Origin of the sequence: Halobacillus alkaliphilus, assembly GCF_900113125.1 — a bacterium.
Classification (GTDB): Bacteria; Bacillota; Bacilli; order Bacillales; family Halobacillaceae; genus Halobacillus; species Halobacillus alkaliphilus.
Window position 1 is genome coordinate 26,240 of sequence record NZ_FOOG01000020.1, and the last position, 16,268, is coordinate 42,507.

General features: G+C 40.3%; 15 protein-coding genes and 1 pseudogene. 4 read left to right on the forward strand and 12 right to left on the reverse strand.

Translation table 11 applies throughout. The features are described from left to right. Positions 1 to 6: 6 nt before the first annotated feature. A complete protein-coding gene (locus tag BMZ06_RS11655) occupies positions 7 to 312 on the reverse strand; it encodes a PadR family transcriptional regulator (protein WP_089752214.1) in 306 nt (101 codons plus the stop codon). 253 nt (positions 313 to 565) lie between these two features. Here BMZ06_RS11655 and BMZ06_RS11660 point away from each other — a divergent pair, with 253 nt between their 5' ends. Beyond that, positions 566 to 1,807 carry an MFS transporter gene (locus tag BMZ06_RS11660; protein WP_089752215.1) on the forward strand — a complete coding sequence of 414 codons (1,242 nt, stop codon included), beginning with the start codon at positions 566 to 568 and terminating at the stop codon, positions 1,805 to 1,807. A gap of 94 nt (positions 1,808 to 1,901) precedes the next feature. Here BMZ06_RS11660 and BMZ06_RS11665 read toward each other — a convergent pair whose 3' ends face one another. Next, positions 1,902 to 3,008 carry a glycosyltransferase family 4 protein gene (locus tag BMZ06_RS11665; RefSeq protein ID WP_089752216.1) on the reverse strand — a complete coding sequence of 369 codons (1,107 nt, stop codon included), beginning with the start codon at positions 3,006 to 3,008 and terminating at the stop codon, positions 1,902 to 1,904. A 286-nt stretch (positions 3,009 to 3,294) separates the two neighbouring features. Here BMZ06_RS11665 and BMZ06_RS11670 point away from each other — a divergent pair. The 3 genes and pseudogenes from BMZ06_RS11670 (at position 3,295) to BMZ06_RS11680 (ending at position 6,195) form a co-directional block, all read left to right on the forward strand. After that, positions 3,295 to 4,273 (forward strand): annotated as a pseudogene (locus tag BMZ06_RS11670) (glycosyltransferase family 2 protein). 27 nt (positions 4,274 to 4,300) lie between these two features. Then, a complete protein-coding gene (locus BMZ06_RS11675; RefSeq protein WP_089752217.1) occupies positions 4,301 to 4,717 on the forward strand; it encodes a GtrA family protein in 417 nt (138 codons plus the stop codon). Beyond that, positions 4,717 to 6,195 (forward strand): ArnT family glycosyltransferase, encoded by a 1,479-nt coding sequence (locus BMZ06_RS11680; protein ID WP_089752218.1) that lies wholly within the window; start codon positions 4,717 to 4,719, stop codon positions 6,193 to 6,195. The genes BMZ06_RS11675 and BMZ06_RS11680 overlap by 1 nt, the downstream gene beginning before the upstream one ends. Positions 6,196 to 6,678: 483 nt before the next feature. Here the strand turns inward: BMZ06_RS11680 and BMZ06_RS11685 are convergent, their stop codons facing one another. The 10 genes from BMZ06_RS11685 to BMZ06_RS11730 form a co-directional block, all read right to left on the reverse strand. After that, positions 6,679 to 7,269, reverse strand: coding sequence for a hypothetical protein (locus BMZ06_RS11685; RefSeq protein WP_089752219.1), 591 nt, complete (start codon positions 7,267 to 7,269; stop codon positions 6,679 to 6,681). Between the two features lie 17 nt (positions 7,270 to 7,286). Next, positions 7,287 to 7,439, reverse strand: coding sequence for a DNA-binding anti-repressor SinI (locus BMZ06_RS11690; protein WP_089752220.1), 153 nt, complete (start codon positions 7,437 to 7,439; stop codon positions 7,287 to 7,289). Further along, entirely contained in the window at positions 7,440 to 7,673 is a 234-nt protein-coding gene (locus BMZ06_RS11695) for a helix-turn-helix domain-containing protein (protein ID WP_089752221.1), read from the reverse strand. 237 nt (positions 7,674 to 7,910) lie between these two features. Further along, positions 7,911 to 9,116 carry an AraC family transcriptional regulator gene (locus BMZ06_RS11700; protein ID WP_089752222.1) on the reverse strand — a complete coding sequence of 402 codons (1,206 nt, stop codon included), beginning with the start codon at positions 9,114 to 9,116 and terminating at the stop codon, positions 7,911 to 7,913. 83 nt (positions 9,117 to 9,199) lie between these two features. Continuing rightward, entirely contained in the window at positions 9,200 to 9,340 is a 141-nt protein-coding gene (locus BMZ06_RS11705; RefSeq protein ID WP_089752223.1) for an anti-repressor SinI family protein, read from the reverse strand. Positions 9,341 to 9,606: 266 nt separating this feature from the next. Continuing rightward, positions 9,607 to 10,065: an IDEAL domain-containing protein gene (locus BMZ06_RS11710; RefSeq protein WP_014644718.1), complete on the reverse strand. Its 459-nt coding sequence runs from the start codon at positions 10,063 to 10,065 to the stop codon at positions 9,607 to 9,609. Between the two features lie 601 nt (positions 10,066 to 10,666). Beyond that, on the reverse strand, positions 10,667 to 12,373 hold the full coding sequence (locus BMZ06_RS11715) for a phospho-sugar mutase (protein WP_089752224.1): 1,707 nt from the start codon (positions 12,371 to 12,373) through the stop codon (positions 10,667 to 10,669). Between the two features lie 32 nt (positions 12,374 to 12,405). Then, positions 12,406 to 13,365, reverse strand: coding sequence for a mannose-6-phosphate isomerase, class I (gene manA, locus BMZ06_RS11720; RefSeq protein ID WP_089752247.1), 960 nt, complete (start codon positions 13,363 to 13,365; stop codon positions 12,406 to 12,408). Positions 13,366 to 13,555: 190 nt separating this feature from the next. Next, positions 13,556 to 14,962, reverse strand: coding sequence for a sucrose-specific PTS transporter subunit IIBC (locus tag BMZ06_RS11725; protein ID WP_089752225.1), 1,407 nt, complete (start codon positions 14,960 to 14,962; stop codon positions 13,556 to 13,558). Between the two features lie 177 nt (positions 14,963 to 15,139). Beyond that, on the reverse strand, positions 15,140 to 16,129 hold the full coding sequence (locus tag BMZ06_RS11730) for a LacI family DNA-binding transcriptional regulator (RefSeq protein WP_089752226.1): 990 nt from the start codon (positions 16,127 to 16,129) through the stop codon (positions 15,140 to 15,142). Positions 16,130 to 16,268: the final 139 nt, after the last annotated feature.

Genomic DNA, 16,268 nt, shown 5'->3' on the forward strand with positions numbered 1-16,268 from the left:
CTCATATCATTTAATTTCTTTAAAGAGTTCATAAGCTTTAGCCCGGGCTTCCTGGAGGACAGCGTCCCCCTTATCTGTAATGCGGTAATATTTGCGTATCTTTCCATTCACATTGACATCTTCTCTATCCAGAAGCTGGTCTTTCTCCATATTGTGAAGAATGGGATAAAGGGTGCCGGCACTTATTTCGTACCCATGCTCATGCAGCTCCTCAAGCATCCAGGACCCGTAAATAGCTTCTTCTTTGGCGTGATGCAAAATATGAATTTGTATAAAACCTAAGAAAAGTTTCCTTACTACTTTATTATCCAAATATCTGCCCTCCTTATTAAGCTCTTCAATATCGAAAATCAATATTGACTTTCGATAAGATTATATACGAAACGATTTGATTGAACAACACTTCCTAAAATAATTTACATGATCTTAATAAACTTCGTTCTAAATTCCTTCCCCAAGTCTATGCACCCCACTTCCCTTGAGCTCATTCATCATGCTATTATTCAGACATTGTCAGACGTATTTATATGTTGAGAAGTGCGAGATGTAAAAGAGGTGAAAAACAGTGGATAACCATTCAAATAAAACTCAGTCAGGGATTAAAGAAAATATCCTTCCATTCTTTTTATTAGTCCTAATCAATTTGTTTGTAGGTTCTATGGTAGGACTGGAAAGAACAATCCTGCCCATATTAGGGGAGGAGAGCTTCGGTATAGCATCTGCAAGTGCCGCTCTTTCCTTTATTGTCAGCTTTGGCTTTTCAAAAGCCATTGTAAACTTTTTCGCAGGTAACCTTGCCGATCGAATCGGTAGAAAAAGAGTCCTTCTCATCGGCTGGGCGATAGGGTTAACCGTTCCTCTACTCGTTATTTTTGCTCATGCATGGTGGGTAGTCGTCGCTGCTAATATCCTTTTAGGTATGAATCAGGCACTGACCTGGTCCATGACCGTTAACATGAAAGTAGATCTTGCCAAACCAGATCAGAGAGGGCTTGCCGTAGGATTTAATGAATTTGCCGGTTACCTGGGTGTAGCTTTAATGGCTGCCATCTCCGGTTATGTTGCTTCTTCCTACTCTCTTAGTCCAGAGCCGTTTTATATAGGAATCGGACTGGTGATCATTGGTTTCCTTTTATCGCTGATGGTTCAAGATACTGAGCAGCATGTAAAAATGCAGGCCAGGCAGCAGAATGAGGAATCAGGCAGCCTATCCACTAAGGAAGTTTTCAAACGAACGACGTGGAAAAACCGTAATTTATCCAGCAGCAGCTTTGCCGGTTTAACGACGAATTTCAAAGATGGTATGGCCTGGGGTCTTTTTCCGATTTTCTTTGCCTCGGGCGGATTGAGTGTGGGACAAATTGGCACAGTGGTTGCCCTGTACCCGGCAGCATGGGGATTCTTCCAGCTGTTCACAGGTCTCTGGAGTGACCGGATTGGACGAAGAAAACTCATCGTTACCGGAATGTTTGTCCAAGCTCTGGCCTTATGGTTTATCCTGCTTGTGGATACCTACCCTTTATGGATCCTCGGGGCCATCTTACTTGGGATAGGTACGGCACTCGTTTACCCTACCATTCTCGCATCGATTAGTGATGTCGCTCATCCTGAATGGAGAGCCACTTCAATGGGAGTATACCGCTTTTGGCGGGACAGCGGATACGCTTTTGGAGCCCTGACAGCAGGCATCATTGCCGATGCTTTATCCGTTAACTGGGCGATTGGACTTGTAGGAGCCCTGCCTTTTCTTTCCGGTTTGATATCTATGATCAGGCTGGAAGAAACATTAAATAAAAAGCCTCAATAATCGTACGGAATGGATGAACATTCATAACCCGTATTTTCCCAGTAAAAAAACCAGAAAGCCCCGATTCCTCTGAATGGAATCGGGGCTTTCTGGTTTAAGCTTCTTCACGTTCTTTATTTTTATCTTTATCCTTATTCTTCTTGTCATTTTTAGAAAAGAAATCGATCACTGGTCGTTTTCCGCGGTACACCACTCCTGTCATTTCCGCAAATAAGTGAAGCAGGACTAAGAGTACAAACGTAATGATCAGCGAGATCCCAATCGATGTAAGGGAGAATAAAATGGCCAGTAAACCGAACAGGGCACTGAATCCATAAATAATTAACACCGTCGCGCGGTGGCTGAAGCCTGCCGCCAGGATTTGATAATGAATGTGCTTATTGTCCGGCATCATGATCTTCTGTTTATTGATAAGACGTCTCATGATGGAGAAGAGTGTATCAAAAACAGGAATCGCAAGGACAATAATCGGAATGACGAAGCTGAATAATGTCACGTTTTTAAAGAGTCCTACCATAGATATAACCGCCATGGAATACCCGAGAAACAGAGAGCCGGTATCTCCCATGTAAATCTTGGCAGGATAAAAGTTGTGGAAAAGGAAGCCGATGTTACTTCCAATTAGCACGATGCATAAATAAACGATTGTAATCTGTGGTTCAATCGCCAGCGCCATCACAGCAATACTAATCAGGGAAATCGTCGAAACACCAGTGGCAAGACCATCCAGTCCATCTATCAGGTTGATGGCATTAGTAATTCCAATAATCCAGAAAAATGTGAACAGAATACTGATCGGTTCATTTAATGAGATCATTCCTAATAAAGGAACACTTAGGATATCAACTTTTAACCCCGATAGAATCAATATACCGGCAGCGGAAACTTGTCCAGCCAGTTTAAAAATCGGGCGGATTTGATAGCGGTCATCGAGAAGACCGGTTAAGACAATAATCGTCGCACCGATACTGATCGAAAGAAAGTAAGGGGTATCCGGTCTAATATACAGCATTCCCGCTACTACGCCGCCAAAAATGGCCAGACCGCCCATACGCGGGGTAATTTCTGTATGGATCTTCCTGAGTTCAGGATAATCCATCATTTTCCACTTTACGGCTAGTTTCATAACTGGAAATACGAGCAGGTAGCTCACTGCCATGGATAGGCCGATCGCTATTATCATATCAACATATATATTCATAGAAATCCTCACTTGTGTTTAATTAATTCAAGGGTGCATCGTTCACATTATACCATAGGCTGCCAAATAATTTGTCGGACTTTGGCTTCAGATTTGATTTAGCCGTTAAATCTTCCCTCCTATTCCTTATAGCTAAAAATTTATACCAAAATTTAGCGTTTATGTTAAAATGTTCTCATGCTTAAATTATATAGCCATTTATTACTATTGCGGTAAGGTATATCCTTGCCGCTTCATTATGGGTGAAATATACAAGTATCCATGGTTCAGAAGGGAAGGTATTCTATTGAAGACAATATCAATTTTGATCCCCGCTTATAATGAAGAAGAGTCTATTTCTTATCTTTATGAGAGGGTTTTAAACGTTGTAGCTAATCTAAGGAACTATCAATTTGAATTATTATTCGTGAATGATGGAAGTAGCGAACAAACTTTATCTATTATAAAGCAATTGCGTACAAAAGATCATCGCATTTCTTACGTAGATCTGTCCAGAAACTTTGGGAAAGAAATCGCTATGATAGCAGGACTAGACCATGCTAAAGGCGATGCAGTAGTCATTCTGGATGCTGATTTACAGGATCCGCCTGAACTCATACCTGAATTAGTAAGCTACTGGGAAGAAGGTTACGATGATGTTTATGCTAAACGACGTTCTCGCAAAGGAGAAAGCTGGTTAAAAAAGACAACCTCCGCCACGTTTTATAAAATTCTTAAAAAAATCAGCCAAGTTCCTATACAAGAGGATACAGGAGACTTTAGACTATTGGATCGTCGCTGTGTGGAAGCTATTAAACAATTAAGAGAATCACAGAGATACACGAAAGGAATGTTCAGTTGGGTAGGTTATCACAAGAAAGAAGTTTTATTCGACAGAGATCCAAGAGTATCAGGTAAAACAAAATGGAATTACAGAAAACTTGTAGACCTTGCCATTGAAGGAGTTAACGTTTACCACTGCGCCTCTAAGGCTATCTTCATTAATGGGGATTACTGTCTCTTTCATAGCATTTATATATATGCTTTACATCATCTTAAAAACTCTTGTTTACGGTGAGTCAGTAGCTGGTTACCCTTCTCTCATGAGTGCTGTGCTTTTTATTGGAGGTATTCAATTAACGGTACTGGGTATTATAGGTGAGTACTTGGGAAGAGTTTTCAATGAAACAAAGAAACGACCACTTTATTTTATCAATGAGTACAATCACGAAAAAGCCATGAACGTTTTTGAATATGAAAAAAGCTATGAACACTCTAATTACTAAAAAATATTATAAAGGATAATTATATTTATGAATAACAAAGATTCAAAGATAGAAATAATTTCTTACTTATTTTTTGGCGGTCTAACCACTCTTGTTAATATAATTACATTTTTTATATTAAATAGTTTACTAGGGACTGATTATAAACTAGCCACGTCAATCGCATGGATACTTTCGGTAATTTTTGCTTTTATAACAAACAAGCGATTTGTCTTTAAAAGTGAAAATTCCAGTTCCCAAGAAATTCTTCCATTCCTTACTTTTCGAATCATGTCCTATTTAATGGATATAGGTTTAATGATCATTCTAATAGAAGTCATTCACTTTCATCCTCTTATCTCAAAAATTTTAGTGAATGTGCTGGTAGTTTTATTTAACTATATAGCAAGTAAGTATTTTGTGTTTAACCGCAAAACGTATTCCAGCATGGAGGGGGGAAAATAGTGGTCCATTTTAATAAGTATTTAAGAGTATTCTGTATGATATTTATTCTTATCGTTGGGGCTGTTTATTTTGGGTATGGTTCCTATGCCAACTGGATTGAGCTTGTCGAAAATTATACATATCCCTTAATGTATATTGTGTTATTAGGCTTAGTTGTAGCAGCTGCTATTTATTTTTTAGCTAGATTACCGATATCTAACAAACTGTTCTTAATTGGGACGCTAGTAGTAGCTTTTCTTGTAAGGCTAGGGTGGGTTTTATATGCATCCACTGATCCTATATCGGATTTTTTATTGCTAAACAACGCAGCAGTTTCAGCATCTAATGGAGACTTTAGTTTCTCAGAAGATACCTACTTTACAAAATGGGTCTATCAAATAGGTTTCGTTATGTATCAAGCTTTAGTTATTACTCTTTTTGGCGAAGATATTTTCGTTTTACAGTTCTTGAATATATTATATAGCGTAGGTTTAGTGTGGCTTATTTATCTTATTGCAAAAGAATTATTTAATGAAATAGCAGGAAGGATTGCTGGAGTCATATACAGTCTTTATGTGCCAGCAATTATTATGACTTCAGTACTAACCAATCAGATTCTGGCGACACTGTTATTTTATGCAGGGGCTTATCTGCTAGTTAAGCATTTCAACACACATAATTGGACATGGATATTCGTGGGGGTTTTGTTCGCTTTCGGCAATATAATTCGCCCTCTAGGGTCATTTGTATTGTTGGCAGCCGGCTTATTTATATTTGTCGTGTTTATTTTAGGCGTTAAACGTAAAACAGCACTTATAACATCTGGCAAATTGGCTGGAACAGTAATGGTTTATATGCTTCTGTTAACTATAGTGAATCAATCCCTAATAATGGCTGGAGTTACCAACTATCCTTTAGAGAACAGAGATCCACACTGGAAGTTTGTATTAGGATTAAATCATGAAACTAATGGAAGTTATTCAGGTAAAGATTCTGAAGCTTTAAAAGGACTTGAATTGCAAGAACGTTTAGAGAAAGAAGAAGAAATGATTCAGAATCGGTTGGCCGATAAAAGCGAACTACTCCAGCTTTTCAAGGAAAAGTTTGAAGATATGTGGGGAAGTCGTGATGCCTCAATCTTTTGGAGTTATAAAATTGAAAATGAGAATTCTAAAGAGAATGTGTCAGAGCTTCTTTATCGATTTGATAAACTAATTTATGTACCGCTTTTCTTGTTCGGCTTATTGTCTATAGTGATTCTAGCCAGGAACTTGCTAAAGGATAATGATCATCATTCGGCTAAGGCTCTCTATTTTGTCTTATTTATCATAGGTTATGCAATGATTCATCTCTTGATTGAAATACAAACAAGGTACAGGCTAGTTATGGTCCCGAGTTTGGTTATTATCCAAAGTTTAGGTGTTTACACTTGCTGCCATTTAATCACATCTTCTCTAAGAAAAAAGAAATTCGAAAAAATCTTAGAAAAAACGTCCTGAACTTGGTTCAGGACGTTTTTTATATCAATATATTTTTATTTATCTTTGGAGCTGCTGGATTAATTGTTCAATAACGTCCTGAGAAGAAAGGACTTCCGAAGTTTCGGAGCGCTGGATGATATCCTGCAGCACCTCTTTTAAATTTTCCATTCGTCTCACCTTTTCTATCGTTTAGTATCTTACTATTCTATTTACTTATATCTTCGATTAAAAACATCTTTTTTTGAGGGGGCTTGGCTCTTAATCGACACTTAATCAAGAGTTTTCTCCCTTTAGTTTCATCAATTTCAAATTTTCAACAAATAATGTATGTTTTCTTCCAATCTACCATCTTATCATATAGCAATCTTCGTCATTTGAATAGTGTTTTTTTCAAAAATATTTTAAAAATTTATAATAGTATATGAATGGTTATTCAATCGGTGAAGTGAATGTGTCAAATTATGACAAAAGCCTACTTCTTTAATAAGAAAATAGGCTTTGTCAATTATAATACTTGGGGAACTCGTCTCCCCTGTTCTGGACGGCCCAGTTCCTCTGTTGAAACTTTAAGGCGTAGCCTTGACGCTCAAAGCGGTGGATGCTCTTTTGAATAGTTTCGATTCCTTCCTTGTGATGACTAAACAAAATGACGACAGGATGTAAGAGCGAGTCATAGAAGAACACGGGATTCAAGCTGCGGTGGACTTGTCCAAAGCTCCATTCCTTAAACAAATCAAGGTTCCTGACCAATGAATCATCTAAAATGGACGCTTCACTCAGGCAGCTTCCTTTTTTAGTGTAGTCAGATAGATGGTGGTAACAAGAGGCAGCTTGGACATAGGAGAGAGGGGAGCCGTCTCCTCCCACGGCTTCCATAGCGTCCTGCTTTAGCCCGCGATCAGCGGTCCTCGCATAAACCACTCCCTGCTGACTAATCACCTGCCAGCCACCTTTTACGATCAGCTGGGAATATTGTTGGACAAGCACGCTTATATCACGAACGGCACCTGATTCATGCCTATACTCTGGAAGCCCTTTAACAACAACATTCTTTTTAGCCGCTCCCCTGGTAAATAGGACTTTTCCTCTCACAATCTTTCCCTCCCGCCTCAAAGGAGTAGTTTTTTCTGTTCTAAAAAACGTTTAATTTCTTCTAAGGTTAACCCCATTTTTTTAGCTTGCATGATAAGCTCAAGCCAATCTTTATCCATCTGCGCCGTAATCTGTCCAGTCATCTCAGAGCCACAACTTTCTACACCCATTCACTTTTCGTTCTTTTCTGATTCGTCTCCCCAACGATAGGGCAGCAATTCCTCAAGCGGTACTTCCAGTGTCCTTGCGAGCTTACTCATAACAATGAGCGATGGATTTTTCTGAACCCCTCGTTCAATGTTACTAATATACGATTTGGATACTTTGGACAGTTTTGCAAACTCATTCACCGATAAACCCTTTCCAATCCGAAGAGCCCGAATCTTTTCCCCTATAGTAGCCAATGGCCTCTATCCCCTTTTCCATGTCAAAATTTATCTAAATCTTGCCCATAACGTTCTTTTTTATATTCATTTTGTTCTTTATAAAGAATATTATAAAACGACTCTATTAAAAAGAAAACCGCCAAAATTCACAATAGAGAACAACTACGTTCGCTACACTCTTGTTTTCTCCAAATATCTCCAAATATTTTCTATTTTAAGAACAAAAAAGCCGGCTGTTCTATAGCTCAACCGGCTTCACTCTTCCATAATATGATGTTTTTTGCGAAATTCATTTGGTCCGATACCTTCTATTTTTTTGAAAACTCTTGTGAAATAGCTCTGACTATTAAACCCAAGCTTCAAACTAATGTCCAGCAAAGTAAAATCAGAAATGCTCAGCATCTCTTTCGCTTCTTTCACCCGCTCAACATTAATAAATTGCGATATCGAAATTCCTGTTTCTTTCTTGAATACTCCCGACAAATAATTAGGATGGACATTCATCGCAGCTGCGATATCCTGCAGGGAAAGGGCTTCACTTAAGTTCTGGAATATATAGCGCTTGGACCGCTCGACTAAAGGAGAGTGCACCGGTGCTTCCTGCGCTCGCTGCAAACGGGCCATGAAGCTTTGGATAACATTCTCTTCTAATTCCTGAAGTTCTTCCGTAGTATTTTTCGTTTCTAAGTAGTTCATAAAGAACTCGCTGAGGGACATCACTTCGTCCAGCTGTGCTCCCCCTGCCAGGCACATTTGATTCAATTCCCCTATCAGACGGATCAGTTGATTTTTTTCAAGTCTCACTGCATTCGAATGACTGGGGGATGAGAACAATTGCTTCCTCCACTCCCGATAGATGTCCAGTGCCTCCGAATGGCCTAGTTTGAATAACTGTGTAAAACGTTCCTGAAGCTGATAGTTGTTGTTCGGCGAAGTTTCGTTGATGAGATAATGTTCATACACCTTCTGGATAGGCGAATGTTTTCTTTCACGATGTCCTTCTTGCTTCTCGGAGAGAATTCGTATGAGAATTCTCTCCATGGACAACATCTGCATAGGGTTCAGAACTGGTAATTGATCATAGTAATTTAGTAATCTTTCCGTCTTAACTTTACAGTTTGATTCTGCTTTTATAAAACCATCAATTTCTTTTTTTCCAATCTCTTTATGTAAAAAGGGACCAAATACGATATCTACTGGTTCTTCTTGCCCGATTTTCATAGAATACAAGAAAATACTCTGTCCAAATTCATCTGAGAATTTTTCTAAGGTGTTGGGACTTTTCCTGATGGTTTCTAAAAAAGGGAAGAAGCTTTTTTTCATGAAATCCGGCGGCTGATGAAAACTGTCGGGAAATTGAAAAGTTAATTTCCGTTTATGATTCAAAAGCAGCACAGGGACTTGCAGTGCAATCGAACAGTCCTTCAATAAGTGGGTAAGCTCATGATGGGAAATAGCCATACAGATACCCCCAAGATTAATCCTTTTTTACTATTATACCTGAATCCAAAAAAATAGCACCCCTAAATGATTAGGCGGTGCGTCTATTCTAATGAATTCCTCTTATTAGAGGAACTTTTAATATAATCTCTTACTTCTTCGATTGTCAGCCCCATGGCCTTTGCCTGCTTTAATAAATGTACCCAATCCTCATCTAATTTACTGATACTCGGCAGCGTTCTCATCTCTCTAAACCTCCCCAAAATCCTCTAGGTTTTCTGTTTAAAGATTCTCTATTTTTTATCTATTAAAGAATCTTCCTTCATCTGGAAATGTATTATTATTATAACCGATATTCTGAAAGGGATTTTGAACATATTTAACTATTTTTTAAATATAAACATTTAATTTTAGAATATTTCTAATAAAAGAATGTAGTAAATTGTAATTTATAGTTATTAAACAAACAAAAACCGATATGAACGGTCATATCGGTTTTGTTTGTTCTATTTTAAGAATACATACGGTTCCATGTAGTCGTCAGCACCCGGAAGGTATCGCGGTCTTCCGAATCAATTGCCTGATCGATCAAACGCCTGAGATTATTCTTTTCGAGCTCCAAAATCACTTCATTCGTTTCATTTTCTTCCGGTTTTGTAAGTTCTACTTCTTCCTTTTCATAGTAAGGTGCGACGATGGAATGAAGATGCTGTAGAAAATCCGGCAGCTGCAGAAGATCGGCCACCGATACATACACTATATTTTTACCACGTTGAAATACGAAAATATCAAATACATTATGAACACGCTTACGTTGACGGTCAATGATAATTTCTCTGGATTCCATAGGAACGAATTGATAGAGTTCATTGTCAATAAATAATGAAAAGTACTGGTAGGCTAGCACAACTCGGATAAAGCGCTTATCTTCCTTCACGTAATACGGTTTCAACATTTTAATATTTAACACAGTGCCCACCCCTTTAATTTAATCTGAATTTTCAGTATTTTATTCTATTATCGCTGATTTGTCAACAAATTGAAAGTCTTTTATCTTGAATACATGGTTTAATTTCAAATATTTCTCAAAACTACTTCCCTGACGTGATGGGAAACGTGGCTCTTTCACTATAAATTTTAATTTTTTATAATGGCTCTATTAAACATTTTTATTATTTTTTTCCAATCAAATGAGTGTATTGTGTAATACTCAGTTTTGAGATAATGGATGGAGAAATGAGCTCCAGGGAATGACTCGCTTTCCTATGGCCCTGCGTCTTTCAGGGCCATAGGAAAGTGTTCAAATTTGGAGTCACCCCGAAAGACACGACCAGCATAAGCCGACCAAGGATGGTAGTTTTTCCGTCCGTTGATGAGCAGCTTATGCCTTGAGTGTCCGGATGATGGAACAAGACGCATTATTTTCCCGCCATCCCTTATCCATTTAACGTAACGGAACCAGTTGTCTTGAAACTGAGTCTTCCATTATCGGGAGCTAACCGAGAATATAATAGAGCCTTTAGGTAACTAAAAAAGTCCCAGCTTTCCATATGGAAAGCTGGGACTCTTAGTTAAATCAATGCATGCAAACGGTCATTTACGGTTTCTTTTAATGCTTCAAGGATCTTCTCGCTATCTTTTCGGGAACCGGATTTGGCTCCATAATAAAATTTGATTTTCGGCTCTGTGCCAGATGGACGTAAACAGAACCAGCAGTCGTCTTCGAGAATAAACTTCAGCACATTCGATGTTGGAAGTTCAATTTCCTCTGTCGCGCCTCCCTCTACGTAATGACGAGTCATTGTAGAATAATCCTCAACAGCGACTACTTTCTTTCCTCCTGCTTCTGTAATACCTGCGTCACGGAAATCTTCCATAATAGTCTTGATTTTATCCGCTCCTGATTTTCCTTCAAGCTTCACGGACTGAAGATCTTCAAGGAAGTAACCATGCTTCTGATAAAGCTCTTCGAGGGCATCCAACAAGGTTTTGCCCTGATTCTTATAATAAGCGCCGACTTCTGCTATAAGAATCGCTGCCTGTACGGCGTCTTTATCACGTGCAAATGGTTTAACTAAATAACCATAACTCTCTTCATATCCGAACATGAACTCATATTCTCCGCTCTGTTCGTATTCTTTAATTTTTTCACCAATAAATTTAAAGCCTGTCAGTGTATCAAGCGTGCCGATGTTATGAGCATCCGCGATGACACGGCCGAATTCAGAGGTCACAATGGTCTTAATCAGAAGTCCATTGTCTGGTACATCAGGAGAATGCTCTAAAATGTAATCAAGCATAAGAGCACCAGTCTGGTTTCCGGTTAACACCTGATATTCACCGTTTTTATCGGGTACAGCCGCTCCCATGCGGTCCGCATCAGGGTCGGTCGCAAGCAGTAAGTCTGCTCCTACAGCTTTTCCTTGTTCAATCGCCATAGCAAAAGCCTGATGTTCCTCCGGATTCGGAGAAGCAACCGTCGAGAATTCAGGATCCGGCTGCGCCTGCTCTTCTACAATATGAACGGAAGAAAAACCGCTCTGCTCCAGTCCTTTTTGCACGAGATCACGTGCTGTCCCGTGAAGAGGCGTGAACACCAGCGAGATATCTTTTTTAATATCCGGCTGAATCGTTACGGATTTAAGCTGCTCTAAATATTCGGCATCTACTTTTTCATCGATCCAGTGGAGCAGACCGTCCTCTTCCAGCTGCTTCTGATCGGCTGCATCTACATTCAGTTCGTTTTCTACTTTATTGACAAACCCGATCATGGATTCAGCCTGAAGAGGAGGAAGCTGGCCGCCGTCCTCGTTATAGGCTTTGAAACCATTGTATTCTGGCGGGTTATGGCTTGCCGTGACTACCACTCCTGCTGCGGTCTTTAAATGACGCACAGCGAACGAAAGCTCCGGCGTCGGGCGTAAGGAAGTGAATACGTATGAAGGGATACCGTGGTAGCCGAGCACGCGGGCTGTCTCCACTGCAAATTCTTTGGACATATAACGGGAGTCATAAGCAATAGCTACGCCGCGGTTCGAAAGTCCCTGGTCATTCACATACGTAGCGAGACCTTCGGCAGCTCTTCTGATCGTATAGATGTTCATCCGGTTCGTACCAGGTCCAAGCTTACCGCGCATTCCGCCCGTACCAAACTCGAGGTTCTTATAAAAAGCGTCTTCTAAAGACTGCTCGTCATCTTCAATCTCTTTTAATTGCGACGATAACTTTTCGTCCATCTCTTTAAATTCTCTCCAGCGATCGTACTCATTTTTCCACATCCATCCATCACTCCTCTTGTAGTTTATAATGATTATGACTTATTGGAACGGGAGACGATTAAAGAAGCATTTCCTTTCAATTCGAATGTGTCTACCGTAGCAGGGATAATAAAATGATCCCCTTTTGAAAACGAATAAGTCTCCTGGTTAATCCTCACTTCTCCAGTTCCCTGGAGAGCACTTATTAACAAATAAGGATTGGGTTTCAGCTCCCCGCTTTCCCCTTCCAATTGCCAATGAAAAACAGAAAAATACTCTTCTTCTACCAAGGTTTCCTGCCTAAGGTCTGACTGAACTGCATCTGATCGATCGATGTAGGGATCTTTATGTGGAACCGTTATCACTTCCAGTGACTTATCCAGGTGCAGTTCCCGCTTCTCCCCATCGTTTCCGACGCGATCATAGTCATAGACCCGATACGTGATATCCGAACTCTGCTGGGTTTCAAGAATCTGAATGCCAGCGCCAATCGCGTGGATCGTTCCACTTGGTACAAAAAAGAAATCCCCAGGCTGAACAGGAACCCGCCTAAGCAGCCTCTCCCATTCTTCATTCTCCACCAAATCCTGTAATTCCTTTTTATTCGAGGCTTGATGACCAAAAATAATTTCAGAGCCTTCTTTAGAGTCAATCACATACCAGCATTCGGTTTTTCCGTAATTTTTTCCTTCAACTTCGCGCGCATATGTATCATCTGGGTGGACTTGAACAGACAAGTCCTTCGCAGCATCCAGAATTTTCACTAACAATGGAAATTCTTCTCCTTCTTCATGAGCGAACAATTCACGATGTTCTTCCCATGCTTTAGCCAGGTTATGTCCAGCCAGCGGTCCATTCTGAATCGTGTTCGAACCATTCGTATGTCCAGAAATGCACCAGGCTTCTCCTGTCTGATCTGAAGGTATATCGTACTGAAAAATCTCTTTAAGGCCCGTTCCGCCCCAAAGTCGTTCTTTGAATTCAGGCTTTAAAAAGATAGGTTCCTTATACATGTGCTGCTCACCTCTTTCTATCATGATTGCCCCTTTATTATATCACACTGCCTGACATAAAAAGACAAAAAACAGACCAGGCCAACTGGAAAATACTGTTTGACCTGGTCCTCTAGTTATTTCCATATTCTCTACCCATTCCTGGTAATACTTGTGGACCTGAGGTAGAAATAATAGGGATAAATGGTTATTATTTGTTTTTATCAAGCATGCCGTCTTCGTAACCGAAAGCCCATGTCAGTCCGAAGGCTACTCCAATAGCAATACCGTTTGCGATGATGTAATTGGCAAATGGAATCAGACCGTCCAGGTATAGAAGCATACCAGGAATTACGGTGATCGCCATTCCAGTTCCAGCAAGTCCCATGAGGGAAGCGAAGAAACCGCCGGCAGCTCCACCAATCAGACCCATGACAAATGGTTTCATGTAACGCAAGTTAACACCGAAAATGGCAGGCTCTGTGATTCCAAGGAACGCTGAAAGCGCAGATGGAAGTGCGAGAGCTTTCATTTTCTTCTGTTTTGATTTCAATCCAACCGCAAGTGCTGCGGCACCTTGAGCAGCGATACCTGCTGAGATAAGCGGGTTGAACGGGTTCTCGCCTAAACGCTCAAGCAATTGAATCTCAAGCAGGTTGAAGATGTGGTGCACCCCTGTAATAACGATCACCTGGTGCAATCCACCGATGATCAGGCCACTAAGTCCTAGTGGAAGATCCAGCACAACACGTGTAGCAGAGAAAATACCGTTTTCTACAACGTGGAAAATTGGTCCAATGATAAACAATGCTGCCGTAATCATAATTAATAGAACTAAAAATGGTGTAAGAATTAAATCCAGAGACTCCGGTATTTTCTTCCTTAAAGCTTTCTCAAGCTTCGCTCCTAATATACCTGTAATAAAGGCAGGAAGCACAGAAGCCTGATAACCAACTACTGGAATAAAGCCGAAGAACATGATTGGTTCGACTTCACCGCCGCCAATATCCCAGGCGTTCGGAAGTGCAGGTGATACGAGCATTAATCCTATTACTATACCGAGCAGCGGACTGCCCCCAAACACTTTAAACGTAGACCAGGCGACGAGTGCCGGCAGGAATATAAAAGCGGTATCCGTCAGAATCTGCGTAAATAGAATAAAGTTTTCTGAGATATCTTCAGGAGCCAGTCCAAATAGTCCTAAAATCTGCGGCTGAGTAACAAGTCCGCGAAGACCCATGAATAGACCTGTGGCAACAAGCACCGGGATAATCGGAACAAACACATCACCGAATGTACGGATCCAGCGCTGTAACCAGTTCCCCTGCTTCTTCGTCTCTTCTTTCATTTCTGATTTCGTGGTTCCTTCAACATTCAGCTTGGTAACCTCTTCGTAAATTCGGTTAACCGTACCAGTTCCAAAGATAACTTGCAGCTGTCCAGAGTTGTAAAAAGCACCTTTTACTTTGTCGATCTCTTCAATTGCAGAAATATCAGCTTTCTCTTTGTCGTGCAGCATAATCCGAAGGCGGGTGGCACAGTGAGCTACTGAAGCGATGTTTCCTTCGCCTCCGGCAGCCTCAATGACGTCTTTTGCGATTTGAGAATTCTCGGCCATTTTAAAAACCCCTTTCTTGTAATAGCATTGGCATGTAATCGATTACACATTTCATAAAAAAATATAAAACATTCAATAATTTCGTCAAATAAGCGCGTCGCATTCCGTATTTCTATAAGGAAGAAATTGTGTTCCTGAAATGTGTGAACGATTACATGATTGCGTTTTCAATTAGAACTATACACTATCTCGTAAAATTAGTCTATACGTTAGCTCAAATTTCTCCTCAACTTTTTCATTTTTTAATTTAGCCAGTAATAGTTCAGCCGCCTGTTGACCTGCTTTCTTATTAAAATAATCGATCGTAGTCAGGGAAGGGCTTACATATTGAGACAAGCTGGAAGCTCCTATTCCGACGACAGCCATGTCTTCAGGAATACGGTAGCCTTGCTCCTTTAAGTATTCCATAGCCCCGATAGCCATTCGGTCGGTAACGGCATATACCGCTCTTGGCCTGTTTTTACCGCTTGCTCGTAAAATCTTTTTCATCTCTTCATAACCGGAATCAATTGAAAAATCCCCTGTTCCCATCCAATGGTCTTTGATCACTCCGCCTTCTCTTTCCATTACATCGCGGAAAGCCTGTTCTCGCATAATCCCCACAGAAGGGTCATCCCGGCTCACACCAATAAAAGCTATTTTATGATGCCCTTTATGAATCAGCATATTCGTTAGATCTGCTGATGCATGGTAATCATCATAGACAAGAGACGTTACTTCAGGAAGATCCTGACCGATCGCAAGGAATGGAAGGTCCACATCACGAATGGTTTGAATTAGTTCATCATTCACATTAGTCGCAAGCAGAATAATTCCGTCCACGTGTCTGCTCTTTAGTAAACGGATGTATTCAATCTCTTTTTTCTTGTCCAGTTCTGTATCCGTCAACAGAATTTGAAAGCCTTCTTTAGCTAACACTTCATTAATGCCATTCACTACACGAGTGGATGTTTCCGTGCTTAGACGCGGCAGAATTACACCAATAACGCCTGAACGCTTTGTCCGCAGCGATTTCGCTGATTGATTAGGCATATAACCGGTCTCTTCTACAATTTTCATAATTCTTTTTCGAGCCTCTTCACTTACGTACCCACTATTGTTCAAAGCTCTGGAAACGGTAGTCCGGGAAACGTTAGCCCTTTTTGCGATGTCATTGATTGTTGTCATAGGTTTCATCCTCCATGGAATCCTTTTCACATCATATCGTATTGAAAAAATTGGGCATTGTCTAGCTTTTGGTAAAAATTTCTGTTCTGCTGTACTGACACTCCAAAATTCTTCCACTAAAAAAGACCCTGGAATTTAC